General features: G+C 57.8%; 20 protein-coding genes. 10 read left to right on the top strand and 10 right to left on the bottom strand.

The genetic code is table 11. The features are described 5' to 3' along the window. Nucleotides 1–137: 137 nt before the first annotated feature. Together AC3WOY_RS22930 and AC3WOY_RS22925 are read right to left on the bottom strand one after the other, a co-directional pair. A complete protein-coding gene (locus AC3WOY_RS22930; protein ID WP_492427996.1) occupies nucleotides 138–353 on the bottom strand; it encodes a helix-turn-helix transcriptional regulator in 216 nt (71 codons plus the stop codon). A gap of 487 nt (nucleotides 354–840) precedes the next feature. Then, complete coding sequence (locus tag AC3WOY_RS22925) at nucleotides 841–1,713, bottom strand: DUF1845 domain-containing protein (protein WP_492427994.1); 873 nt, start codon at nucleotides 1,711–1,713, stop codon at nucleotides 841–843. 380 nt (nucleotides 1,714–2,093) lie between these two features. Here AC3WOY_RS22925 and AC3WOY_RS22920 point away from each other — a divergent pair, with 380 nt between their 5' ends. The 5 genes from AC3WOY_RS22920 (at nucleotide 2,094) to AC3WOY_RS22900 (ending at nucleotide 7,102) form a co-directional block, all read left to right on the top strand. After that, the gene (locus AC3WOY_RS22920) at nucleotides 2,094–2,675 is read left to right on the top strand and encodes a hypothetical protein (protein ID WP_492427992.1); all 582 of its coding nucleotides are present in this window, start codon (nucleotides 2,094–2,096) and stop codon (nucleotides 2,673–2,675) included. Nucleotides 2,676–2,745: 70 nt separating this feature from the next. Then, on the top strand, nucleotides 2,746–3,057 hold the full coding sequence (locus tag AC3WOY_RS22915; protein ID WP_492427990.1) for a hypothetical protein: 312 nt from the start codon (nucleotides 2,746–2,748) through the stop codon (nucleotides 3,055–3,057). Between the two features lie 77 nt (nucleotides 3,058–3,134). Further along, a complete protein-coding gene (locus AC3WOY_RS22910) occupies nucleotides 3,135–4,760 on the top strand; it encodes an ATP-binding protein (protein WP_492427988.1) in 1,626 nt (541 codons plus the stop codon). Beyond that, nucleotides 4,760–5,776 carry a DUF7146 domain-containing protein gene (locus AC3WOY_RS22905; protein WP_492427986.1) on the top strand — a complete coding sequence of 339 codons (1,017 nt, stop codon included), beginning with the start codon at nucleotides 4,760–4,762 and terminating at the stop codon, nucleotides 5,774–5,776. The genes AC3WOY_RS22910 and AC3WOY_RS22905 overlap by 1 nt, the downstream gene beginning before the upstream one ends. A gap of 264 nt (nucleotides 5,777–6,040) precedes the next feature. Next, a complete protein-coding gene (locus AC3WOY_RS22900; RefSeq protein WP_492427984.1) occupies nucleotides 6,041–7,102 on the top strand; it encodes a DUF932 domain-containing protein in 1,062 nt (353 codons plus the stop codon). Between the two features lie 101 nt (nucleotides 7,103–7,203). Here AC3WOY_RS22900 and AC3WOY_RS22895 read toward each other — a convergent pair whose 3' ends face one another. From AC3WOY_RS22895 to AC3WOY_RS22875, 5 genes are all read right to left on the bottom strand, one after another. Further along, nucleotides 7,204–8,727 carry a sensor histidine kinase gene (locus AC3WOY_RS22895; RefSeq protein ID WP_492427982.1) on the bottom strand — a complete coding sequence of 508 codons (1,524 nt, stop codon included), beginning with the start codon at nucleotides 8,725–8,727 and terminating at the stop codon, nucleotides 7,204–7,206. Further along, a complete protein-coding gene (locus AC3WOY_RS22890; protein ID WP_492427980.1) occupies nucleotides 8,724–9,563 on the bottom strand; it encodes a hypothetical protein in 840 nt (279 codons plus the stop codon). The genes AC3WOY_RS22895 and AC3WOY_RS22890 overlap by 4 nt, the downstream gene beginning before the upstream one ends. A 249-nt stretch (nucleotides 9,564–9,812) precedes the next feature. Next, nucleotides 9,813–11,936 carry a TonB-dependent receptor plug domain-containing protein gene (locus AC3WOY_RS22885; RefSeq protein WP_492427978.1) on the bottom strand — a complete coding sequence of 708 codons (2,124 nt, stop codon included), beginning with the start codon at nucleotides 11,934–11,936 and terminating at the stop codon, nucleotides 9,813–9,815. Between the two features lie 103 nt (nucleotides 11,937–12,039). Next, nucleotides 12,040–12,810, bottom strand: a complete 771-nt coding sequence (locus AC3WOY_RS22880; protein ID WP_492427976.1) for a CPBP family intramembrane glutamic endopeptidase — start codon at nucleotides 12,808–12,810, stop codon at nucleotides 12,040–12,042. Nucleotides 12,811–12,949: 139 nt separating this feature from the next. Further along, nucleotides 12,950–13,597, bottom strand: a complete 648-nt coding sequence (locus AC3WOY_RS22875) for a response regulator (protein WP_492427974.1) — start codon at nucleotides 13,595–13,597, stop codon at nucleotides 12,950–12,952. Between the two features lie 668 nt (nucleotides 13,598–14,265). On the opposite strand from AC3WOY_RS22875, the gene AC3WOY_RS22870 reads away from it, so the two are divergent. The 5 genes from AC3WOY_RS22870 (at nucleotide 14,266) to AC3WOY_RS22850 (ending at nucleotide 19,645) form a co-directional block, all read left to right on the top strand. Then, nucleotides 14,266–14,601 carry a hypothetical protein gene (locus AC3WOY_RS22870; RefSeq protein WP_492427972.1) on the top strand — a complete coding sequence of 112 codons (336 nt, stop codon included), beginning with the start codon at nucleotides 14,266–14,268 and terminating at the stop codon, nucleotides 14,599–14,601. A 12-nt stretch (nucleotides 14,602–14,613) separates the two neighbouring features. Beyond that, entirely contained in the window at nucleotides 14,614–15,246 is a 633-nt protein-coding gene (locus AC3WOY_RS22865; protein WP_492427970.1) for a FlhC family transcriptional regulator, read from the top strand. A gap of 93 nt (nucleotides 15,247–15,339) precedes the next feature. Next, entirely contained in the window at nucleotides 15,340–17,130 is a 1,791-nt protein-coding gene (gene mobH, locus AC3WOY_RS22860; protein WP_492427968.1) for a MobH family relaxase, read from the top strand. Next, on the top strand, nucleotides 17,124–19,025 hold the full coding sequence (gene traD, locus AC3WOY_RS22855; RefSeq protein ID WP_492427966.1) for a conjugative transfer system coupling protein TraD: 1,902 nt from the start codon (nucleotides 17,124–17,126) through the stop codon (nucleotides 19,023–19,025). The genes mobH and traD overlap by 7 nt, the downstream gene beginning before the upstream one ends. Continuing rightward, a complete protein-coding gene (locus tag AC3WOY_RS22850) occupies nucleotides 19,022–19,645 on the top strand; it encodes an IncC plasmid conjugative DNA transfer DtrJ family protein (protein WP_492427964.1) in 624 nt (207 codons plus the stop codon). Before traD ends, AC3WOY_RS22850 begins: the two co-directional genes overlap by 4 nt. A gap of 106 nt (nucleotides 19,646–19,751) precedes the next feature. Here the strand turns inward: AC3WOY_RS22850 and AC3WOY_RS22845 are convergent, their stop codons facing one another. The 3 genes from AC3WOY_RS22845 to AC3WOY_RS22835 all read right to left on the bottom strand — a co-directional run bounded on the left by AC3WOY_RS22845 (nucleotide 19,752) and on the right by AC3WOY_RS22835 (nucleotide 24,591). Then, nucleotides 19,752–22,319: a putative bifunctional diguanylate cyclase/phosphodiesterase gene (locus AC3WOY_RS22845; RefSeq protein ID WP_492427962.1), complete on the bottom strand. Its 2,568-nt coding sequence runs from the start codon at nucleotides 22,317–22,319 to the stop codon at nucleotides 19,752–19,754. Nucleotides 22,320–22,380: 61 nt separating this feature from the next. Next, on the bottom strand, nucleotides 22,381–23,295 hold the full coding sequence (locus AC3WOY_RS22840) for a radical SAM protein (protein WP_492427960.1): 915 nt from the start codon (nucleotides 23,293–23,295) through the stop codon (nucleotides 22,381–22,383). A gap of 246 nt (nucleotides 23,296–23,541) precedes the next feature. Continuing rightward, a complete protein-coding gene (locus tag AC3WOY_RS22835) occupies nucleotides 23,542–24,591 on the bottom strand; it encodes a universal stress protein (RefSeq protein ID WP_492427958.1) in 1,050 nt (349 codons plus the stop codon). Between the last annotated feature and the right edge of the window lie 151 nt (nucleotides 24,592–24,742).

The raw sequence follows: 24,742 nt of genomic DNA, 5'->3' as shown, positions 1-24,742 counted from the left end.
CGAAGTGGAGTCTGGTTCCATGTTGGTTGCATGCCTTGCAGACGGTACACCCAATGTTCACGTCCCGGTCTTTCACGCGCCAGGGAAAATCGATTGCAAAATGCGGTGTTTTCGTCATCAGGTGACAGCGAACCTGCTCAAGCCTGCGTTCCCTGCTCCGCAATCCAGCGCCGCACATCCTCGGCCCGCCAGACGGTTACGCGCGGCGACAGCTTCACCGGCGCCGGGAATGTGCCGGCGCCCACGCGCCGCCATAGGGTCGATTTCGAAATCGGGACGAAGGTGAGTACCTGAGGCTGACGCAAAAAACCGGTCTCGGGGATAGTGACAGTGGTCGAAAGCGTTGTTGACATGATCAACCCTTTCATCGGCATGCGCCGAATGAAAAATGTGACCCGCTCAGTCGCGACCATGCTAGGTCAAGTTCGCATGGCCGGTAGGGAGTTGAAAGCGCGATAGCACACCGCGGCTTTCCCGGCCGATCGGTGCGAATAGGGAATGGGCCGTACCCGCGTGGAAAAGCACGCACGAACGGCATGTTCAATGGAAGACTGCTCTGGGAACCTGGTCGCCATCCCTGGCTGGCGCCAGGCGGAGCGAACGCGGATCGGAAACACTATATGGGCAGGTATCGACTGCGACGAGGTGGCGACTGCATGCGACCTGTTGGCACCGTAAGTCAGGCGCACATTGAATGCAATCCCCGCGATGGGAAATACCTGGCGTCGCGGACAAAGCGCGTTAAATCGAGATGCATTTCGGCTGGCATAGCGCGCCGCCGCCCAAATTCATCGCCCATTCCATAACGGCGCTCTGCGCATTGCGCCAGCGTTGGCTTGTTCAATCCAGATGCTCCCGTTCGGCCGCACCTCCGATGGATGATGGCGCGCCAGCGCCGGTACCGGCCACTGTCAGTGCCTCGTCGCCGCGGCCTGGCTCTGGGCCAACGGTCGCAAACACCGAGTCGCCAATGCGTTCCGACGCACCATCGCCCGTTGCATTCTTTGACGGCTCCCGCTGCACCTCCAACGCATCGAGCGCATTCATGCGCCGCCGCAACCCGCTCGCCAAATTGCGCGCACTGGTCGCCAAATTGCGAATCAAGCGCTTGCACACGGCGCGCTGCCTATCCACCTCGCTCGTCGTGATGACTTCATGGAACTCCAGCGTTTGCAGCATTGGCATCAATTGATCCAGTTTGTTCAGGATCTCGAAATAGCGCCTGCCGATCGACGAAAGGACGCCCACTTCGATTTCGAGCGGCACGGTGTCGTAGGTCGCGATTTGGGTAATGCCGTTCGCCTTGAATAGCGCCTCGGCCCCGTCGATCCTGTTGTTCAATTCATCGGCCACGGATACGAGTTGCTCTCGCAACATGGCTTCGACCCGGACGACGTCCTCGGGTTTCAACTTGGTGCGGGCGATGACCGAGACAAAATGGGCGTTCAGCTGCATGGTGCTGAAATAGCGCACGAACTGCCGCTTGGCTTCGGCGCTCGCAAAGCGCGTCATCATTTTCACGCTCGCGGCCTCGACGCGCCGGAAATCGGCCTTGACCTCCTTGGCCAGGATGCGCGCATTCACCGCGCCTTCGTCCGTTCTGACGAGGGAGGAATCTGCCATGTTGGAACTCCGTCGGTCAACAATGTTGAACCCATCTTCGGGCGTCGCCGCCGCATCCGCCACCAGAAAAGGGACGCCGGCAAGCGCCATTTCGTCATCAGCCCGGGATTGACGACGAGTCGGCATTGACCGGAGACGATCGCGGAATTAACGTGACCTCATGCAGTAGCTAGCCCTGCACCGTAGTCAGGCAAGCCCTAGAGTCCATATTGTCGTAATGAGTAGTGACACGCGTTGTCGACGCATGCCGGGCGCAGCTTCGCGCCGCCATCGGAGATCGCTTTCGAAGCGGGACGCCCTCTCGCCCCGAAAGTTTTCACCGATCGGTAGCTGGCACACCGGTCAAACGGATCAATCCGTCGTGTCGTCAAGCCAGTCCCAGTAGCACCGGTCCAACCCGGTCGTTCCACCCCGCGGGGGCAATCGCCCCCCGTCCGTGGCGCGGATTGCCTCCATTTTTTCTGGAGGTAATGATGATGTTGAACGCGAGTTCATCCCCAGCGTATTCGGCTGCCTTCCCCGAGGTTTTCTCCGGAGAAAGGTCGCGCGGCGGCACGCCCTCCGCACTGTTGCAGTCGATCCGTCCCGGCCCCCAAAGCGCTGCTTCACCCAGCACGTTTGACGATGACTCATCCGTCGAATGGGACGAAGAAGACATCGTGTTTCTGCACTGGCGTCTTCTGAAGGAAGTGGGCGATCTCCGCAATCCGGAAACGCCGCTCGAAGAAAAGTTCGATACCTTGCGCTGGATCTTTACCGAGCGCGAGAAAGAGAACTTGCCGTTCTCATTCGTCAACTGCCTGAAAGTCGTCGGCTGCAGCCCTTTGTCACCGACGCCCTATTTCGGGCTGGTGGACGCCGAAGAGATCCGCGACGCGATTCGCGCCCAGGTCAAGACGTGGTTAAGCGCCACGCTCGAACGCTATCCGTGCTGGGTACGCGATGCCGTTCTCGGAAATCCCGAGTGGGTCGAAAGCCAACTGGCGAAAAACCCGCAATGGATCAACGAGCAAGTCAAGAAGCGCACCGTTCAAGGCGATTTGTTCACGTAATGCATTTGCGTCACATCGCCGCCCTTAATTCATGCGAGCCCGGTTGGGCTCGCCTTCCAAGGAGGTTCTCATGTCCACCGCAACCCACATCAGTCGGGAAATCGGCACGATGGTCAGCGTACGTGCGGCCGAAGAGATCGAATTCCTGGTGAAGGAAAGCGAGGTCATCACGGGCCGGCTCGGACGTAAATTCGTCATTGCCGGCGCCGATCGCCTTGTCTACCTGATCCAATGGCATCCGGTCGGCTTCAAGGTCCAGCGTCTCGACCACGAAGATAACCCCACCTGCACGATGTTCATGCTCCCGGGCGAGTTCCACGTGCACAGCCTGGGTGAAGCGCTACGGGCAGGACAGTTGTTCACCCTACCGGTCACCCCCTGAGGTTGACCTGATTTCAATCCCAAGCGGGCATTGTCCCGCTTGGGACAGTGCTCCGCCTGCATTTACGGAGCATTCAAATGCAAGTACAGGTCTGTATCAATGAGGAAGGCGCGTTGCGCAACCAGCGCTATGCCTTCACCGACAAGTTCACGCTGATCTCCGAGCTGATGCAAAACGCCCGGCGTGCCGGCGCGCAGCGCATCGAGATCAGCTATGACGAGCCATCCGGCGTGCTGCGCGTCGTCGACGACGGCTGCGGCATCACGGATTTCCAGAAGCTACTGACGTTTCACGAGTCCGGCTGGAACCAGCCCACGTGCGACGAAGAACGCCCGTTCGGGATCGGGTTTTCGAAATGCCTGTATTCCGCGTCGCGCTGCGTCGTCGCTTCGCGCAACCGGAAGATCGACTTCCTGACCGAGGATGCGCTCGCGCGCAAGCCGATCGACGTCGTAAAGTTCGAGCGCCATCCAAATACCGCCATCGAACTGCACGATGTCCGACTGCCGGGATTGGCGGAACGCCTGCCGCACCTATGCAGCGGATTTCCGGTCGCGACCTGGTTCAACGGTCGCGTGCTGGCGAGAAACCACGCGGTCGGCCAGCGGCCGTTCCTGCCGACGGAGGTCGGACTGGTCTACCTGGCCGGCACCGGCAACGGTCGGCATACGTTCCATACGCTGGTCTTCTTGCAGGGCTTCTGCGTGTTGCGGCCCGTGTATTTCGACAACGATCACGTCAATGTCGTCCATCTGGATTCGAAGACATTCATTGCGAGGCTTCCCGACCGCGACAAACTGATCGACGAAGCCGACCAGAAGACGCGCATTGATGCCTGTCTGAAGTCTCTTTGGCGGCAAGTCCTGCTTGACGCAAAAGCAAGAATGGACGCCGAATCGTTTCTCGACATCTACTTCGAGGCAATCCGCGGATGGGGCCATCTCGATCTCATCAATGACGTTCCGCTGCTGCCCACGCGCGTGTGCGAACGCATCGTCGGCTATCCGATTCAGCAAGGGTACGAAGACTGCGATTATCTTGCGCCGATGGCCCGTTGTCTGGCACGCCGCGAAATCGAGGACGGCAGCGCGATCCTCGTCAGCCTCGATGCCGTGAGTGGCGACAACGCTGCCTATTGGATGCTGGCCAAAGCGAAGGGGTACCTTGTCCTCTCGCCGGCCGCCCTGCATTGCGACCACTGGGTTCACCCCTATGTCCGCGTCCTGGAAGAAGAAGCGGTCCGGGTCGCCGCGGTCGGTGAACAATGCCGGGTCACGCTCGAAGGGCGCTGGATCTGGCCCTTGGTCGTTCTCTGCGACGCGGTTGCGATCACGGTTGGCGACGATTGCGTCACGGTCAGCGACGAAGGCGTGTATCACGACGGTGTGATCTACGTTCCACTGGGAGAGCGCTCCGGCGAACCGGTACGGCAGGCATCCGATTTCATCGATTCGAACGATCGGTATCTGGAAGGCCATTGCGATGACGATCGCGACGCGCTGGCCGATTTGATACGCCGTCTGCGTTCGGCCGATCCGCGGGCGACCCTCGATTCGCTATTGCAGGAGCTGAAACTCGAAAAGTATCCGCTGCTGCACGGCAAGACCTTCCAGGTGACGGTAGGACATGCCGCTGGCGAGCACGTGGTCGAAGTCCTGCGGACGTCGGCGCTACGTTCGCCGTCTGCCGACGGGAGGCCGTGATGGACAGCCAGGCATTCGAAGCGCGCGTCGCCGAAGTCAAGCGACGCGCCCACGGCCGCTGGACCGAACTGCTGCGTGCGCTTGGCGTCGACGAGAAAGTCCTCAACAAGCGCAATCAGCCTTGTCCGCTGTGTGGCGGCACCGACCGTTTTCAGTTTACCGACAAGTACGGCGAGGGCAACTACCATTGCCGCGGCTGCGGTCCGGGTGGCGGCCTCAAGCTGCTCCAGGGCGTGCACGGTTGGGATTTCGTGACGGTATTGAAGCGCGTCGAAGAGTGCGTCGGCAGCGCGGCGCCGATACCCGTCCAATCGCGCCTCCGGTCGAACGAACCACCGCCCGACAGGATGAAGAAGCTGGCAAAACGGATCTGGGAGGAAGCGCGGCCGGTGACGCCGGGCGATGAAGTCGATCGCTATCTGTGCCATCGCGGACTGTCGCTCGTCGCGTATCCCAAGGTGTTGCGGTTTCATCCGGCGCTTGGCTACTACGAAAAGGACGCTTCCGGCGCATCGCGTAAAGTGGCCGAGTATCCGGCCATGTTGGCCTGCATCCAGGGCAGCGATGGGCACGCGGTCACGCTGCATCGCACGTATCTGGAAGGCGGTCAAAAGCTGCAGCAAGGCGATGCAAAGAAAGTGCTGTCGGCCGGCATCAACGGCGCGGCGGTCAGGCTGTTCGAGGCCACCGAAGAGTTGGCGATCGCGGAAGGCATCGAAACCGCGCTCGCCATCCACCTGTCCACCGGCAAGCCGGTATGGGCGGCGGTCAATGCGGGCAACATGGAGAAGCTGTGGCTGCCGGAGACGGTGCGCCGCATCTGCATCTATAGCGACAACGACGCCCACGCCGAATACGACGGCCAGGCCTGTGCATTTGCGCTTGCGCGGCGCTTGAAGAAGGAAGAGAAAAAGACCGGACACCGGCGCGTCGAGGTCTTTGTGCCGCGGCATGCGGGGAGCGACTGGGCCGATGTCTGGCGTTCCCGTATCGAGAACATGCGGCAAGCGGCATAGTGCTTTTGGTGCGGTAGCGCAGGTACGGCTATCGCACCCGCCTTTTCCACGGCCCTTTATCCAAAGCGTCAGGGCAAAGGTTTACCACTGGTCGCTGCCATACCAGGGTGCGCGTGCTACGCGCATCGAAGGCAGCCCTTACCTCACCACGCGACATCCGTCGCATTGAGCCGGCTCGTCGCTTCGAGCCAGTCATTGACCCCAGCGGGGACGTACATCCCGCCAAGGGGTCGTGCCGTCCCCGCATTTCTTTGGAGGTTTCCCATGAAATACGGACGTTCTCTCGTGAATTTGGCGCAAGAACTCGAGCGGCAGCTCGCCAGCAAGCGGGACATGATCGTGCCCTCGCCCATGATGCGCTGCCATACCGATCACGGCGGTTGCCAACTGGTCATCGAAGAAAGCAACGGTGCTGGCCAGTACGACATCACCAGCCTGGCGCGCCGCCAACTGGCTGAAAAGCTGAAAATCCCGTTTACATACTTTGAACGCATGCGGGAGGAGCAACCAGGCCTGCTCGACCAGAATGTCAACACGTGGCTGCAGGACAATCGCGAGCGCCGCATGATCCGCACGCTCGACGGCAAGGTGCGGGCCGTACTGTCCGACCGCTACCGGCGGCTGGACAACTACGATCTGGCGGAAGCCGTGCTGCCGATCCTGCAAACGCTGCCGGAGGTACGGTTCGAGTCGGTCGAATTGACCGAGACGAAAATGTACATCAAGGCCGTCACACCGCGCATCCAGGCCGAGATGGCGCCGGGCGATCTGGTACAGGCGGGCATCGTGATCATGAATTCCGAGGTCGGCCACGGCACGTTGTCGGTGCAGCCGCTGCTCTACCGCCTGCTATGCAAGAACGGATTGATTGCTTTCGACCGGGGATTGCGCAAGACGCATGTGGGACGCCTCCTGCAATCGGATGAGGAAGCGATCACGCTCTTCCGCGACGATACGCTGGCGGCGGACGACAAGGCCTTCTTCCTGAAGGTGCGGGATGTCGTGCAAGCAGCAGTTTCGGAGGCGAGTTTCCGCGAGGTCGCCCAGAAGATGCGGCGGACGATCGGCATCCGGCTGACGGGCGATCCGGTCAAGAGCGTCGAGGTGCTGGCCAACCGTTATGCACTCAACGACACAGAACGCGCCGGCGTACTACGGCACCTGATCGTCGAAGGCGACCTGTCGGGGTATGGACTGGTCAATGCCGTCACCCATTACTCGCAGGAAGTCGAAGACTACGACCGGGCGACCGAGTTTGAAGCTCTGGGCGGTAAGCTGATCGAGCTGACCGCGGGCGAATGGAAAGGACTCGCTGAAGCGAACTAAAAAGAGCGCTTCAGCTTCAGCGTCCCCAATGAACGGAACTGTATCCTTCCGTTCGAATTTTACCCATCGGGCCATCCAGACAATGGATGGCCCGTTTTTTCCTATGCTTGTCGGCCATTGTCCGTGACCGGGGTATCCCGGTGGGCGGGTAATTCGATCATGATCGTACTGCCAACACCAATTCTGGTATCGATTTCCAGCTCCCCGTTCAGCCCAAGAACGCGTTCCCGCATGCCGATCAGCCCGATGCCAGGTTCTATTGCCTTCGGGTCGAATCCACGACCGTTGTCCCTGACCAGAATGTGCAGCGTATTGTGATCTTCCTGTAGCCGAAGACCTACAAACGCGGACGTCGCACTGGAATGCTTCACCACATTCGACAATCCCTCCTGAATGAGCCGATACGCAGATATGGCCAACTCTCCCTCCAAATGCGAGAAGTCGCCGTCCGCCTGATACTCGAATCGGCAATTCGGGTGAACCGTATCGAAGTAACGGACCATCTCTTCGACGGCGTCGCGCAGCCCCAGCGTATCGATGATTTCCGGACGCAGCCTCTTCACGATGCCGCGGGCCAGCTCATAAAGGTCCAGCGTGAGTTTAATCACGGCCTGCGCCCTCGCCTTGATCTCGTCCGCCGCAGGACTCTCCGGATGCTTCGTGACGATATCGAGAATGCGCTGGGATTCAAGGCGCGCGATGATGAGTGACGAATTCAGGTGATCATGAATATCGACGGCGATATTCTGCCGTTCCTCCTCGACAGCGGAATTGACCTTTTGAATCAGCCTTCGTTTCTCCGCGTCGGATTTGATCGCCTCGTCACGCGCCTGCTCCAAAGCACGCGTCCTGGCAATCACCTTGCTCTCCAACTCCTGCCTGAACTGGCTCAGGCTCTCGCTCATTTCAACAATCGTCGCCTGCAGTTCGCCGATTTCGCCGCCGGCAGTGACGTCGAGCTGGACAACATAATTTCCCCCTCTGATATGCCGCAACGCCGCGATTGTCGCAGCTAATGGCTTGGTCACGCCCAGCGCCAGGTAAAGCCCCAGGAGCGCGCTAACGAACAATGCTGCCGCTGCGATTGCAGATCCGATCATAATCCGCGTGTACTTATTGGCAAGCATGCTGGCCGGCGACATTGTCACGCGCACGTAACCCATGACCTGCCCGGATTGCAGCTTTGTCGCACCGTCCACGCGCGCCGAGATATGGGGCGCATTATCATGCTCACCGAACGTATTGATCTGCACCTGTTCTTTCCTTATCGGCGTTTCAAACGTATGCAGCGCATCTGTCCGTAATGCTTCATCGGTGACGTGCAAGATCGTCTTCCTATTGGCGTCCAGCAGCTCGATTCCGTATATGCTTTTATCCACTTGAAGCAATCCATGCACCGTGCGCTCCACGCCCGCCAGGTTTCCCGATATAACACCGTATTGGCTGCTTTCGGCTAATGCAGCGGCGATGAGATTGCCGCGCTCATGCAGATCTTGCTGTATCTCCGCCAGGCGTGAAAAATATGACCAGGTGGTCACCGAGACGAACATCAGCACCACCGGTAGCACAGCGATGGCAATCAGGCGTGCGGTAATTCCCCAGTTTTTCCAGTTCCAAATCTTCACGACGACCTCGCACCAGATTTCCTGGAAAGCCGTCTCACGCTCTCGTCGATCACGACATTCAGTGATCTGGCGACATGATCGTTGATGACGACGTCGAAATACTTGGGAAACTGCGGTTCCGGCAATCGTCCCAACGCCGCAAATGCGAGCAGGAGTTCCTCCGTTTGCACGAGAACGTCTTCAATGCTGGAAAACGTCGATGCCATGGCGCCGGCAGTGACCAGCGAGGTCGAGAATCCGATGACGGCTTGATTGTGCCGGTACGTCGTCATCAGGATGGTGCGAATGTTATCCGCGCTATAGATAGTGCTGTCCGGTATAGCGAGAATGACGGGGACATGCGCCACCCGGTTCAAAACACGATTCAACCCATCGTCGATCGAAACATGCTCAACGGTCAAATCGATGTTGGCCTGCACGGCCGCTTGGCTCAAGACAGGCAGCAGATAGGCGGTCTTGTCGCTGACCAGCGCGGCGACGCGCACACGCCTTTTATACAACATCGATATGAGATGAAGCTGCGAAAACGGCGACGGCTCGGCGTAGATTGCCGTCACTGCATTGACGCGCGCTTTGGGCGCGCTTTCCAGAACGGCTCGGTAAGCCTGACTGGACGTGAATATCGAAACGATCACGCCGTCGGGGTCTTTCGCGAGCAGCGATCTCAGCGCCGCCGGCCCAACGGCGATAGTGATCACGTTCTTTTTTTTCGGAAAACTGGCCGTATAGTCAGTCACCACTTGAGCCGATGGGAAGCGCTTTTGCAGGCTTTCAACGATGCGTTTTGTCGGTTCGCTTTCATCAGCGATTGCGACACGCACCTCATGGTGTTGCAAGTCGGCAGCTTGGGCCCATCCATTCCAGGCTGAAACGAGGCATAAGGCTAGCCCTGCACTCAGGAATGTTCTACGAAGAGAGGGTTCGTTCACTATCAGCCCGCTATGATTGAGCCATGTCAATGCGGTGCCATGCCGCAATGCAGGCCGGGAATCAGCAAGCACTATGCGTCACCGTCCTGACAATATGCTGACAATTTTCGGGCTGCCGAGTGACGCATGCAACTGCGCCTATAGCGGGCTCCGAACTTACAATGCCAGCTTGAGCGTCAGGTAATACTGCATGCTGCTGTTGTAGCGACTTTCATCTACTCTTCCAACATCGCGGAAGTATAGGCTGGAACGATTGTCCAGATGCCGGACGATCAATGAGGCGGTCAGGCGTGAATCCTTTCCTATGGAAAACATCTTCGATAACGTCAAATCCTCTCGGCCGTAATGCGACTGACTGAGCCCGCTTCCAGCCGCCCCGTAATAAGCGAGCGAGCACCGCCATCCATTGGCCAACTGACGTGATAGCCCGATCGCCCCGCTATGCCTGGAATACTGGGTTTGCTCGAACGGTGTCGAGGCGCGGTCATTGTCAAGGTAGGCGTAGGCCAGGTACAGCATCCAACGGTCGCTAGGCTCGTAGTTAACTTGCACCTCCGCACCGCGCAGGCGTACCGAATTGCTATTCGTCGGCGCAAAGTTCGACAGCTGCGTTTTCTCAGAAATGAGATCGGTCAGCGTGTCGTGAAACACTTTCGCGTCGACCAATAGCCCGTATTGCGGCAGGTTTGCAAAGTAACTGATTTCGCGCGACAAAAGATTCTCGTTATCCAGGTTTCCGGGCGCTCTTGCGCTTTGGAAAAAGTAACCTTGGGTGGTGCCGTTGAGCGGCGGATTGAAATTCGTCGCCAAGTACGCCCAGTTGGTGCGCTGCTCCATGATATCCGGCACGCGTGTGCCTTTTGAAAGCACGAAGCGCAACGTGTGATTGGCATTGAGATGCGTATTGATTGCCACACGCGGCGAAAATGCGGAACCGGTCAACTGGTCGGGTTCCCAAAAGCCGCCGGCGTTGATGTTCATCCATCGGAACGGCTTGTACTCGACATTCGAAAAGGCACGATAACTGATGTTGGCGACGCGCCCTCCCAAGAGCGTTTGGCTTTCACCGGTGTCCTGGCGTGCGCCGATGCCCGTCACCATCCGCAGCGTATTCGAAAAGACAAAGGTATCTTGCAGCTCAATGTCTTTTCTGCTTTCCGTATAGTCCTGATTCGCATCGACGCAGGTCGGCGCCGCGGCGCGCGTACCCAGCCCGCGAATCGCAGCAAGCGCGGCCGCCGCCAACGCGTTATCTTGCGCAGTACCGCCTGCCGGCACACGACCGGCAAAAAGCTCGGTGGCGTAACGGGGATTGGCACGCCACAAGTTGAACATCTGCGGCAATAGCATGGCGGTCGGAACGCAAGTGCTCCAATCCTGATCGACTTTGTGTTTCGACGCGTACGCCTGCACCTGCAATTCGTGATGTGCGGAGAAGCCTTTCCGCCAAAGTACGTTCAGATAGTAATCCCGGGTGTCAATGTCAGGAAAGGTCCGCTGATTCCTGTCGATCCACTCGGTTTCTTTCAATCCGTCGACTAGCGCCATCTGCCAATCGAAGGTCTCATTTGCGGCGATTTCGGTCGTCGATCGGAAATTCAATCGATTCAGTTGCGTACTATCATGACCCTGACCGAAGGCTGACGCATAGTCGTACCCACCATCCAATTGGCGCGCGATGGTCAGTCGGTATGTGGTGGATGGCGCCAGTTTTCCGCCGTACCGAAGCATGCCCTCTCTCGTATCGAGTGATCCGGCCGTTGCGGAAACGGTGATGCCCTCGGCCGACTTGGGGTGTTTCGTGATGATGTTGACGATCGCGAGCATGGAATTCGCGCCATAGGATGCCGAATTCGAACCTCGAGTGACTTCTATCCTCTCGATATCCTCAATCGCGACCGGCAGTTCCTTCCAATCTACCCGTGCCAGCGCAGGACGATAGACCGACATGCCATCGATAAGGACATTCATGCGTCGCGGGAAATGATTGTTCGTTCCGTGGTAATTGATCCGGAAATCATTGCCGGTCACGACGTGGATCGCCATGCCGGGGACGAGCCGAAGCGCATCGGGAACGGAAGTGATGCCAAACCTTTGCATCATCTCTGCCGTGATCACCGTGACGCTGGCCGGCACATCGGCGAGCGACTGCCGCAGGCGGGTCGGCGTCAATACAACAGGAATATTGTTTTCTGTCAGATCCAGCTCTGCCCCGAATGACGGAACGGAGAGCGTACCGACTATCAAACCCAACATCATGTAGCGGCGAATGTGCGTCATTTTTTTTACTCCCTGAAACGACACCGGGTCGTTTACATTCGATCGCAGCAGCGCATTGCGTTGCCCTGGCCGCGCTCATCACCCAATCGGCCTCCCTCGCCAGTCAAAGGATACGAGGGTAGGTAAAGCCGATGAAATGCACGGCATTCAATCCGAAATGCATAAGGATCGGGGCCTCGATCCGCTTCACCACCGCGTAGGCATAGGCGTAACCCATGCCCGCCAGCGCGCCGATGGCTACGTAGACGGGTCCGCCAGCAAAATGGGCGAGCCCAAACAGCAGCGCGGAAACCACGATGGCGATCGGCTCGCCGATGCGGATACCGGAAAGCGACTTGCTGAGACGGTCCTGCAGGAAACCGCGAAAAAACGCCTCTTCGGCAACGCACACAAAGAGCAGATTCGTTACGAGGAAAATGGGCGTGTATTCGGGCAGTTTGACATCCGGCCTGACATATCCGGCGGCAATCGCCGCCGCGATGACAGCAATGGCCGTGACCGCGGTAATTGGAAGGATTCGTCGCAGCATCTCGCGCCACTCGGCAAGCGTTCCGGCCCGACGCGCCAACAGTGCCAGCAGGATCAGTCCGACCGCTCCCTTGTCGAAATTCGCGTACTGGGTATAGGGCATGGCATCGGCGGAGAATTTGATATTCGCCGCGAGCACCGGGTTATTGAATCCCGGCAGCAAATGCAAGGCAAGCGCCAACGCCAGCAGCACGGTCAATGCGCCAAACAGGAGCCGTTGCAGGCGGTTTTCTTCTGAACGGCCGGCCATATAGGCGACAACGCCCAAAGCGCCGAGCCCGACGAGCGCCGCCCACGACAGATAGCCTTCGACAAGGCCTGCAGCGATGGCGCCGACAAATAGCAACAGCCATGGCGAGACGCTGAACCGCTTCCCGAACCGGACTGGTTCCAGCCATGTAGCGCAAATAGATAGGCCGAGCAGGCCGAATGTGATTAGCATTTATTCTCTCCAACTCATTTCAATGGCTGGCAGCGACGACAGGCTAAGGCTCGATCAGCCCATGCTTGACGGCCAGTCGGGTGATGTCGGCAGCCCGGTGGATGCCGAGCTTCTCCTTCACCGCCTGACTGGTGTTGCTGATGGTTTTCGGCGACAGGCCGAGTCTGTCCGCGATTTCCGCATTGGTCAGTCCTTGGGCCATCAACGTGAAGGTTTCCATCTCGCGCTCATCCAACCGGGATTGAGGCGAGGTGTCTCCCTGTATCGCCAAGTGCACCAAGCGCTCGGCAACTTCGGGCAGAAAATATGCCTCGCCTTCGTGTGCAGCCTTGATGGCGATGGCGAGTTGCTCGGGGCTGCATCCCTTGGTCAGGAATGCGCGCCCTCCAAGCCTGTATGCCTCTTTGATGAGCGTGTCTTGATCGAATTGGCTCAGAAACACGATATTGGCTTTGGGATATTTGTTGAGCACCTCTTTCGCCGCATTCAGTCCAGTCAGCTTTGTGCCGAACCGAATATCCAGGACCAAGACGTCCGGAACGAACTCCTGATATTTCTCCACTGCTTCTTCAGGCGTTCCCGCTTGTCCTACCACCTTCACCCCGTGTTCCGCCAAGGCCATGGCGAACCCGGTCATGATCAAGGGATGATCATCCGCAAGCAGCACGTTTATCGATTTCGTTGTATCCATTTTTTGTCAGCAACAAAACAGACTGTGGCAACCCACTTTTCAGGCATTCCTGCCTGCAGGTAGTGCATGCCTCTGACGACAAAGTGTCATGGAACTGGCAACGCTTCTCAGAAGCAGCACGCTATCGCTTTTTGCATATCAGAATTGTTGAGCTTGCAGGAATCACTGACTTGACAAAGCACAAACTTTTTGCGGTCGATCCAATTACTATTTCATAGCATCAGCTAGTAGCCCTATCGATACTCTTTCATGGCAGTCACTTTGTTAATCCATTTAATTTTTGAGGAGGATCGCTGAGAAATGTAGGCTCAAGCCACACATTTTTTAATCCAATAGCGGTGGGGTAATCAGTACGAACGAGACTCACAGGTTGTAACCAGCGTGTCGACGGCATGGATCGTTACCATGATCTAGCAAAGAAAGTGAATTTTATTTTTACGCTGAGAATGACTTGCTTCATGCCCTGAAAAACCATCCGGTATAGGAACCTTTGCTCGTGGCATTTGCTTTCCAATTGGTTTCACCAAATGTTTTTCATAACGATACTTTTAGGGTGGATAGTCGCAAGCAAAATCCTCTGCCGATAATCGGGGTTGTTCTTCATCGGTGCGTTGCCCGGCTTGCGTAAAACGATCGGATTGCTGTTGGACTTACTGTGAGGAATGGCTATGAGCAATGTTCAATTTTCCGAGGTACAACTTCTTAATCTGTCCGCATTAGTCACCGTACGGGACAGCATTCAGCATGACCTGATTTCTGCCTGCTGCACGTTTGGCTTATCTGCGGATCAAGCGCGCCTCTTCAGCGCGTTGTCGATCGATCGGATCCTATCCATCGTGGTCAATGTCGGCCAGGAGTGCCTGTTCTTGCCACGACCAGATCTCGCGTCGTTAGTCGAACTGCCGGCTCCACTTGCCGGTCCGATTACGTCGGTCCATCCGCCGCATAAAGCGGCGCCTTCAATGCCGCGGCAATCAGTATCCGAACGACAATCGCCGCGTTAAGCGCAAATGACCATGGCGGCCAATACCAACCACGCCGAGCGCCATATCCGTGCATTGGCACTGGCCAAGGAATGCGTCGCACTCGGCGCACGCATCCGTACCGTCGGCTACGTAACCGGCTTGCCGCACGGGCAGCTCACTCATTTGTTTTTCTCTGACTGCACTTTGGCGCAACGCGGCCGCGCTCCGGATTCACCGGAGTGGTATCACAGCGCCAATCTGCTCAACCGGACGGAAGCCTCGATCTTCCTCTCGATCTACCGGCGCATTCGGGAACTCGGCTTTGGTCCGACCGATGCGCTCGTGTCAGGCTACCGGCACTATCTGACGGTGTGCCGCAACCATCCCCGCATTCATTTCGATCGCGCCTTTGACCTGGCTTCGCATATGGATGGATTGTGGACCGTGCGGACGCCGAGCTTCTCGCTCGTCACATGCCCGGTATGCACCAGCCAATACGTCACCGCTGTCAGCGCCCATCCGACGACGAATCACGAGTGCCCGTTTTGCAAATTGGTCAAGCGTTACCGGCGCGATCCGCGGCTCCAGACCTCGTTTCCAGTCAACGCGCTGCCCGACATCACGGCCATTCAATCGAGCGTGCTCGCGCTATCGAAGCAAGTGAAGCCCATGACACAGGACTGATGTTGAAAAGGCCATCGCAAGCGGCCTATTTCTCGTGGACGCCTGATCTGCCCCGCGCAAGAATCGGACATCCCGTCAGGCTCCGGTATACGCATGCGCGGTTTCGATTTCCTTCTGGGCAGCCTCGGTCTGCAGCGCATGGCCGGGCCCGTTGCCAACACCAACCCACCGCCTTCCGCGGATAACCTCGCGCACGCGCGCGTTACCGCTTATCCGCCGGTCGATCCTGGCATTCCGGCTCAGCCAATCGATGAACTGCTCGGCGCGCATCAAGAGCTGATCGACCGTATCAAGGTGTGCTATGGGATGGACCGCGCCAGCTTTGAACAGGACCTGCTTGGCCTGATCCGCCGCTATGCGGCATTCGTTCACCTGCTTCCCGCCACGCCGGATAACTACTTCAATGCGCCCGGTGGACTGCTGCGCATGGGGTTGGAGGTGGCGTTCTTCAGCTTGCAGGGTACGGACGGCCATATCTTTTCCGGCCGCTCCACGATCACGACGTGCCGCCATCTGGAGCCGCGCTGGCGGCATGCCACCTTCATTGCCGGGCTTTGCTGCGAAATCCATCGGACCCTGTGCCACGTCATCGTCACCAATGAGCACGGCGATGAATGGCAGCCCTACCTGCTGCCTCTGTCGAATTGGCTGACCCGGCACCAGGTCGCACGCTATTTCCTGAAGTGGCGGCCCAACGTCCACGAAACCCGCACCGTGGGACTATTCGCATTGCCGCATGTGGTCCCGAGCGAGGTATTGCAGCACCTTGCCACCGGCAATTCCGTCATCGTGCCGCACATGATGGCGAGCATTTCCGGCATGCCGCTCTATCGGGAACACAATATCCTCGACGAGCTGGTACGCCGCTCGGTGGCGCTCGTCATCGATCGCTATCTGCAGGCAAGCGCCGACCGCTACGGCACGCCGCAACTCGGTTCGCATCTGGAGCGCTACCTGGTCGATGCGCTGCGCCGTCTGGTTGCCGGCAACTCGGCCTGGTGCCCCAACGCCGAACGCTCGCGCGTCTGGTTCGGCAGCGACGGCGTGTTCCTGGTCTGGCCGAACGCGGCGGCGGAAATCCGCCAGCTGCTGGAATCCGACCAGTTGCCCGGCATTCCGAAAGCGCCGGAAACGATGCTGGAAATTCTGGTGGCAGCCGGCGTGCTCGAACCGAAAGATGCCGCCCAATCCACATGGCAAATCGTGCCACCCGAAGCCAGGGCAACGATTGAGGCAGTCAAGCTGTCGTCGCCGGCAATCCTGTTCGCCGGTCTCGATCCGGTGCCTCTACCGCTTGCCATCGCGTTATGTCGTCCGCTTGAGCCGGCCAAGCCGCCGCCCGCCAGCAGCCGGAAACCCTCCACGTCGCCACAACTTTCGCTGCCCATCGAACAAAATGCGGAGCCGCAGGCGGAACCCGGTACAGCCGAGCAACCTGCCGCCGCGCCGCCGCCACGTGACGCGGACAACGCCGCAACCCGTGCTCTGCCCGCCAATGACGCTGCACCTGCCCAACTGGCGTTAGCGATACCCGAATTCCGGCTCGATGCCCCCATGCGCCTGAACCCCATCGTGCGCGATGCGCTGATACAAATCGTCGACGCGCTCAATCGAGACGGCGCTGACACCGCTGCCTGCACGGTTTCCGCCGGGCTGTTTATCCCGCTCGTCGAGTTCGAGCGGCGCCACATCGAACCTTCGCTGGCACTGCGCGCGCTGACCGAGGTGAGGATGCTGGTGCGACCTGACGGCATGCAGTCGCACACCATGACCCACGATTTCGGCAGCGAACAGAAGGTCGGCCTGCTACTCCATCCCCGCTTCGTCGCAGGACTCGATCCCGCCGATTTCGACGTGCCAGACGCCGGCGGTGCGACATGCTGATCCGCAAATACGAGATGCCCTGGCGCCGCGCGTACGAATCCTACGCGAGCGCCGCCTGGCTGATCGCCCTGATCGTGTTCGTCATCACCGCGGTCCGGGAGGAATTGCCGTGGCGCTTCACCGGTCCGGTGGCGATGCTGTGCTTGTGGATGGCCGGTCTGCGCATGCACCAGGCATTACGAATCTTGATCGTGCGCGCCTCGCTGTCGGGGCGCGCAATGCAGGTCGTCACCACGAAGCAATTGAACAAGCTGTGCAAGCAGCCCGAGCAGGTTTTTCTGGGATTCGGCTTCGAATGGACCCCGCTCCATTCGCAGCGCCTGTATGAACTTGCCAAGGTCAACTACCGCGACTATGCCGTATCGCCCGCCTTGCTGCGCTGCCTGGGATATGAAGTCAATCCGCAACCCGACAGCGAGATCGGCCTGCCCTACATCCACGGCGTCGAGCCGAGAGAACAGGCCCTTTACCGCCCCTTGCAGAACTTCGAAGGCGGCACGCTCCTGGTCGGGACAACACAATCCGGCAAAGGTGTTGCGCTCGCCAACCTGATCACGCAAGCCGTCCGCCGCGGCGACGTCGTGGTCGTGATCGATCCGAAGAACAGCCGCCGGTTGAAACGCGCGGTCATCCGCGCCTGCGAAGATTACCGGGAATCGCATGCCTTCCTGGAGTTCCATCCGGCGTTTCCGGAAATGGGCGTGCGCCTGGACTTCACGTTCAACTGGCAAAAACCGACCGAGATCGCGTCGCGCATCCAATCGATCATGCCGCCGGACACCGCCGGCGCATTTTCCGCGTTCGGCTGGGACGCGGTCAACGTCGTCGTGCAGGGGCTGATCGAACTGGAGGAGCGGCCGAACCTGATGAAGCTGACCAAGTACATCGAAGGCGGCATCGAACCGGTGCTGGAAACCTCGTTGCGCCGCTACTTCGGCGCAATTATCGGGCCGGACTGGCGCGATCAGCCGGACATGAAGAAGCTGATGAACGACGCGCAACGCGGCAATCTCAAGCGTCCGTCGGAAGCGGCCAGCAATGATCTGCTCGCTTTCGTCGCGTTCTATGAGCACCATCTGCCGCAGAACCAGCGTAGCAAGGTCCTCGATTCGCAAGTGCGCACGTTCCGCCACAACCGCGAGCATTACCAGAAAATCACCGCCAACCTGCTGCCGATCCTGTCGATGCTCACTTCTGGCGATCTGGGCATGAGCCTGTCTCCCGATCCATTCGATGCCGGCGATACGCGCGCGATCATGAATTTCGAGAAGATCGAGCGCGGCGGCCATGTCCTGTACATGTGCCTCGATTCGCTGCCCGATCCTTCGGTGGCGTCGGCCATTGGCGCGCTGTCGCTGGCGGACCTGGCCGCGCGTGCCGGCATGCGCTACAACCTGGGCGGCTACCGGCGCATTTCGCTGTTCGTCGATGAGGTGTCGAACGTCATCAACCAGCCGTTGATCGAAATCCTCAACAAGGGCGCCGAAGGCGGGATCTTCACCACCTGCGCGATGCAAACATTGGCCGACCTGGCTAAGCGGCTCGGCAGTGAAGATGCCGCGCGCATGGCATTGGGCAACCTCAACAACCTGATCGCGCTGCGTTCCAAGGATCGGCCTACGCAGGATTTCATCGTCGAGACCTTCGGCAAAACCGCAATTCACACATTGCGCGTCGGCTTGAACAATGCGTCGGATGCGCATCTCGGGGACTTCACCTCTGCTTACTCGTCGCAGTTGACCGAAAGCATGGAAGAACTGATCCCGGCCGACATCCTTGGCAAGCTGCCGAACCTGCAATACTTCGCATCGGTGTCGGGCGGACGGATCATCAAGGGGCGCTTCCCGATCCTGAATCCCGATTTCGATCGCCTGGCTTCGGGAGCGCAGCCATGATCCGCATCGTATCGACCACGTCACTGGTGGCGCTGCTCGTCCTCGTGCTGTACCTGCCCTCCGCCTACCCGCCGGAACGCTTCATCGATCAATTACGCGCCGAACACGGGTTGACGACCGATTTCTGGGGCAGCGATCATGCTCTACGCATCCTGTCGCGCATGCTCGATTGGCTGGCCATGGCGGAGCGGACCGGCCCCGTTCCCTCCCCGGCCGACGCCTCCGCGCCGAATCCGGTCGATCTCGCGGTGGCGAAGCAGATGGCCGAAGTCAACCACCGGCTGTTCAACAATCCCTACTTACGCTCGATCGACACGCTGCTCACGCTGGCAACCTACCGGCTGTCCGCGTTGATCGAGTGGCTGCCGCCGCTGCTGGTGTTCACGCTGGCGGCCTTGTTTGACGGTTTCCTAGTGCGCATCATCAAGTCCAAGGAGTTTCGACAGCACAATCCCGAAGTGTTTGCCATGCACGCCAGTGCCGCGATCATGACGGCCTGTGCGACGGTTCTCGCATTTGTTCTGCCCGTCACGCTGCACCCGCTGGTGTTATCTGCCGTGCCGATCGCGATCAGCGTCTTCGCCAGCCGGGCGCTCGCCGATTTTCACCGCCGCGACTGATGGATTCTCGTCACTCACTTACCCTGGCAAGGCTCTACTTGTCCAACGCGACTTTCCACCCAAGCCTACAGAAACATCTCGTGCAGTGTTTAGCAGGATGAATAGCTCATGCTGATTGCGCAAGTGCCTTGTCTACTTTCTTAGTTCGATCCAAGGCAATCCCGTTTCGTAGCAACTGGGCGAAGTCTTCTGCTGGTACAGGCTCGCCAAACAAAAATCCCTGCATCTCGTCGCAACTTCTTTCCTGAAGGTAGTTCAGTTGCTCTCTTGTCTCGACACCTTCGGCAACGACTTTAAGTTTCAGACTATGGGCCATAGAAATGACAGTTTTAGCGATCGTTGCATCGCTCGGGTCGCTAGTAATGTTCTGTACAAATGATCGATCGATTTTTAGCCTGTCGATAGCGAAGCGCTTCAAATAGGCTAGTGAGGAATAGCCCGTTCCAAAATCGTCAACTGCGGCAGAAACACCCATCGCTTTACACTCGAGCAAAGTGGGAATCACATTATCAAGTTCTTCCATCGCAAGACTTTCCGTCAGCTCCAACTCAAGCAATTGCCCAGGAAGGCCAGTTTCTGAAAGCGCACGCCGCACGACGTCCGTAAGACTCCGCTCGCGAAACTGACGTGCGGAGAGATTCACTGCGACGCGTATAGGGCAGAGTCCCGCGGAGTGCCACTCTTGGTTCTGGGCACAGGCAGTGAAAAGTACCCACTCTCCGATCGATACTATCAAACCAGTTTCTTCTGCAAGCGGAATGAATCTATTCGGGGCAACCATGCCCAACTCCGGGCTATTCCAACGCAGTAATGCTTCAGCACCGACAATGCGTCCACTAGAGACCTCTACTTGAGGCTGATAATGCAACAGCAATTCCCCATTCCGTAAGGCATGGCGCAACTTGTTTTCCAAGGACAACCGCTCGTTTGCACGCTGATTCAGTTCGCTAGTGAAAAACTGGCATCGATTACGCCCCAACTCCTTGGCACGATGCATGGCTGCATCAGCATGCTTCAGCAATGTCTCAGGATCCGTACCATCCTGCGGATAGATACTGGCACCAATGCTGCAGGTAACGGTCAAATCTTCGCCTTCGACTGCTACAGGAGCTAGCATCTCGTCCTTCACCTGCTGCATAATCCGCTCAATCTCGCTTACCTGCGTGAGTTCGGGAAGTATCACCACGAATTCGTCGCTCCCCATTCGTGCGATGGTGTCGTTTTCGCACAGGCAGGACTTGAGCCTTGCTGCAACGTTCCGCAGTACTTCATCGCCGATGTTGTGGCCCAACCCGTCATTGATGATTTTGAAGCGGTCCAGATCGATATACAGAACCGCGATCTGTGTACGATAGCGTTGCGCGTACTGAATGCCCAGCTGCAAACGGTAGCGCGTCTGATGACGGTTAGCCAGCCCGGTTAGATCATCATGATTTGCCAGATATTCCAGTTGTGCCTCGTATCCCCTACGCTGAGTGATATCACGCACAATGCTTGTGATCAAGAGCCTCTCGCCAACACGCCATGTGGACAAGCTGATTTCCGCGTGAAACTCGCTGCCATCTTTTCGTCGCCCGAAGAGCGTGCGGTCGCGCATCGGCCCTGCCAGCGCACGCTCCCCAAAGTTGTCGCGGTGTGTACGATGTGTTGCGCGAAATCGCTCGGGGATTAGTGCTTCGATCGTCTTCCCGTTTAGCTCGCCACGGTCGTAGCCAAACATTCTCTCCGTGCTCGCGTTCACGTGCTCGATCCGCCCCGTAGCATCACTAATTATGATAGCGTCCACTGCGGACTCGAGTATGCCCAGAAAGCGCGCTTCGCTTTCCTGCAAGGCCTGATTCACTCGGACCAACGAACGTGTAACGAACCAAGCTGCGGCACCAAGCGTGATTACAGTCAAGGTGACCACGAGGGTGATACTGAATCCATTGCGATCGTATCCGGTGCCTTCCCAATGCAACCATAACCAGGCAAACGGCAATACCGGAGTGCCCCACAGAACTAACTTTTGCCCGTAATTGCTAGCAATAATATTCACTCCAGGATCGCGCGTCGCCCCATTACGCCAAGCGACACAAAGCAGGCCGGCGGACACGACAACAACTAATGTAGCCGTGGTAGGGGCGAAGGTGGCGTAGCCTTCAAATGGCCGTGCGGCTTGAACACCAAACAGGTACCCGAGCATGCCAATGGAGCCGACGGCAAGACTGCAAAGCGTGGCAATCACCGCTGCAAGTGCGCGACGACCGAGTAAGAAAAATGCCGTGCCTAGTAGGGCGAACGCGGTCGCCGTCGCATGAGCCATCCGCCCCGGTGGGTGTCCATGTGGATCCCGGGCTAGAAGCTCGTCAATGCCGAGATTAACGTCAAACACATACTCCGCAAGCGTTCCGGCTCCAATTCCAAATAGCACAATCGCATTGAAGGATACGATGGTGCGCCGCATACGTAATTTAGATTCAAGGGCAGCCCACAGCGCCACTGCGGAGATGACGAAGGATAGCGCAGTGTTGGCCTTCATATTGCCCGCAGCAGGTAGTGGGAACGTCACTGCATCGACGTCCATGAACCAACCGAGAATCATTGCCAAGCCAGCAACCAGAGCAATACCAGCCGCGGTTCTCGCAAACACTGCAGGGGAGTCCGCGGATTGGGATTGGACTAACTCGTTCATAAGCACTCTCTCAATAGATGTTAATAGTCGAAAATTGACGCAGTCGCGAACAACTTTGACATTACATCGAGTTCTCTTGCATGCATCGGAGCGCTGGCTTGAGATCGCTAGGCGAATGCGAGATTTCCCCTTCAGGGGAGATATGCAAAAGCTGACGATCGCCACGCCGACTCGAGAATTTCACATTCATGCGCGCGCTTCTTTTACCACGCGAGACGAGGCCACTCCAAGCATCTGTGACAGATCCAGCAGTCAATGCTAATCCTGGAAAGGAGTTCTGTAGACGCGCAAGATCCGGTAGCGCCCGCTCATTACTCAAATCTAATTCGATGGAACCCAATGCGCTGCAGTTACTTGCGCTCAGGATGGAGAGGTTTAGACTTCTTATTTCCGATGTATAAGCCATTTGAACAATGGCGGGCAATTCATCGAGATTTTGTTCGAGCAGAGTGGTTTGCATCATCACTTCAAGCCCGACTGCTCGCGCGGCGGTAATCCCAGCGGATGCACTTCTCCATGCGCCGATACGTCCGCGGAGATGATCGTGAAACTGCGCCGAGCTAGAGTCAAGGCTGATGCTTACGCCTAGCGCACCGGCGAATCGTAGTCGTGCTGCCTGAAACTCGTCTAAGAGCATGCCGTTAGTGTGGATCACGGGGACAAGTCCGGCGTCTGCCAGTGCTGCGACGATACTGGGTAGATCCATACGCAGCAACGGCTCACCGCCTGCTATCACCACTATGGCAGCAGGAACCAGCGATCCTATATCGCGCGCCAACTGTGCAGCCTGGTCTTCGCTCAACTCGTTGCACCACGTGCTTTCACGGTGCACTGCATTCAGCATGCAGTGCTTGCACGCCAGGTTGCACCTATATGTTAGCTTCCACAAAACTGATACGGGCGTCGGCTCATTGGTTACAACTACTGAATTGCACCGTTCATCGAAAACGCCTAGTTCACCGCGATACGCTTGCATTTATATTCTCCGAAATCACTGTCATCGAAATAGCCCATATTTAGCTTCTCGCCACGTCACACACGCGGCGTGCGCAATGATTCACCCTAGTTTCCTTGATCGTGCCAAAGTGCCGTTGGACTAAAATCGGCAACAACTTGAATATCGATAGAAATACCTATATACATTCCAAGATCAGCGGGTGGTGTTCAATTTGTGGCTTTGGCGCGACGTTCCATTTTCACAACGTAGGATTCGTAACCGCTTTCAGACTTGCAGTGACGGGTATGAATTCGCAGGATCGACATAGTGCTCTCGCGTTGGATTGAAGGAGTGCACTGTCAACAACAAGTTGCACGGTGTCAGTCGCAACAACTTTCTGGCTGTACAACCAAGCCCCATTGCACCGCTGATATTAGTGCCGGTACGGCCAAGCATGAGGAGCCAAGGCATCGTTTCCCGCGAGTAAGCGACGAGTTGATCTAAAACAGCCCCGGAAAGAAGCGTGGTCGAGATTTCGACACCTCGACTGCGCGCCAATCGGGCGGCCGTTTCCAGGTTTACCCGGTGAATTTCACTCAAGCCGATATCGGGAACCTCGTCATGCAACATTTTTTGTCCCATAAGGCCCGCATATCGATGAGAGTCGGGGAACAAGCGCTTAATCATCTTGTTTTTCTTACGTTTGTGTTCCCGAGAGTCGCAGACGGCAATCACCTCGACCTGCTCACCGGTTGCCATGCCTAGCTGGATTCCTATCATTAGCGCAGCCCAGGATTGCGGACTACCATCTAACGCCACCACGATATTGCCATCCGCGCGATTCGTACTTTCTCGTACTATCAGGAGATCGCGGTCGATGAGGTGTGCGACTCTATCGCACACGCCAGCACGCCGAGTTGACGCCACTCGCCCTCCGCCGTCCGTCCCCATTACCACCAGATCAGATTCTGAGGACAAGATATCAAGCACCAAGGCTTCATGCGTGGTCCCCTCAAGAGTAACGACGCTATACTGCACACCGGCGGCCTCACATCGCGCAGTAAATGTGGCCAACGGAGAGAAGAGAACGTTCTCTTTTCTCTGATAGGTACGGGTATCACACGAGGCCGCAGCTCCGATCACCCTAATCCCATCACAGATTCGCCAGTCGTCGGTGGCTTGATGCAAAAATACGTCGTCCCCTTGAGATGCGCTGACATGGCTACCCGTAAGCCTGGCACCAGCGCCGCTCATGATTGCCAAGGCGATGGCGAGATCGATGCAGGCCATGGAATGCACGGAATGGTCCAGCGGAAGATAGACTTGGTAGTACACCGTACTACCGCCATCTAGCCGATTTATCTCCCGCTACAAATAAGGAGCGGGCACACCAAGGCATTCGCAAGCCGGAACTGCCTTGCTCGTTGGACTCAAAGCCAGTACTACCCGAATAGAAAGTGATCCGGGGCGCTAAGCGTGGTTGATG

Source organism: Noviherbaspirillum sp. FW303-A3 (assembly GCF_058788695.1).
This window is presented reverse-complemented; position numbering and strand designations above follow the sequence as displayed.

What these genes read in the sequence shown, in the direction of transcription:
- AC3WOY_RS22870 (WP_492427972.1), top strand. Translation starts at nt 14,266, where the DNA reads ATGAGCAATGTTCAATTTTCCGAGGTACAACTTCTTAATCTGTCCGCA.
- AC3WOY_RS22930 (WP_492427996.1), bottom strand. Translation starts at nt 353, where the DNA reads ATGTCAACAACGCTTTCGACCACTGTCACTATCCCCGAGACCGGTTTT.
- AC3WOY_RS22900 (WP_492427984.1), top strand. Translation starts at nt 6,041, where the DNA reads ATGAAATACGGACGTTCTCTCGTGAATTTGGCGCAAGAACTCGAGCGG.
- AC3WOY_RS22905 (WP_492427986.1), top strand. Translation starts at nt 4,760, where the DNA reads ATGGACAGCCAGGCATTCGAAGCGCGCGTCGCCGAAGTCAAGCGACGC.
- traD (WP_492427966.1), top strand. Translation starts at nt 17,124, where the DNA reads ATGCTGATCCGCAAATACGAGATGCCCTGGCGCCGCGCGTACGAATCC.
- AC3WOY_RS22875 (WP_492427974.1), bottom strand. Translation starts at nt 13,597, where the DNA reads ATGGATACAACGAAATCGATAAACGTGCTGCTTGCGGATGATCATCCC.
- AC3WOY_RS22840 (WP_492427960.1), bottom strand. Translation starts at nt 23,295, where the DNA reads ATGCAAGCGTATCGCGGTGAACTAGGCGTTTTCGATGAACGGTGCAAT.
- AC3WOY_RS22845 (WP_492427962.1), bottom strand. Translation starts at nt 22,319, where the DNA reads ATGAACGAGTTAGTCCAATCCCAATCCGCGGACTCCCCTGCAGTGTTT.
- AC3WOY_RS22910 (WP_492427988.1), top strand. Translation starts at nt 3,135, where the DNA reads ATGCAAGTACAGGTCTGTATCAATGAGGAAGGCGCGTTGCGCAACCAG.
- AC3WOY_RS22920 (WP_492427992.1), top strand. Translation starts at nt 2,094, where the DNA reads ATGATGATGTTGAACGCGAGTTCATCCCCAGCGTATTCGGCTGCCTTC.
- AC3WOY_RS22865 (WP_492427970.1), top strand. Translation starts at nt 14,614, where the DNA reads ATGGCGGCCAATACCAACCACGCCGAGCGCCATATCCGTGCATTGGCA.
- mobH (WP_492427968.1), top strand. Translation starts at nt 15,340, where the DNA reads ATGCGCGGTTTCGATTTCCTTCTGGGCAGCCTCGGTCTGCAGCGCATG.
- AC3WOY_RS22885 (WP_492427978.1), bottom strand. Translation starts at nt 11,936, where the DNA reads ATGACGCACATTCGCCGCTACATGATGTTGGGTTTGATAGTCGGTACG.
- AC3WOY_RS22915 (WP_492427990.1), top strand. Translation starts at nt 2,746, where the DNA reads ATGTCCACCGCAACCCACATCAGTCGGGAAATCGGCACGATGGTCAGC.
- AC3WOY_RS22925 (WP_492427994.1), bottom strand. Translation starts at nt 1,713, where the DNA reads ATGGCGCTTGCCGGCGTCCCTTTTCTGGTGGCGGATGCGGCGGCGACG.
- AC3WOY_RS22850 (WP_492427964.1), top strand. Translation starts at nt 19,022, where the DNA reads ATGATCCGCATCGTATCGACCACGTCACTGGTGGCGCTGCTCGTCCTC.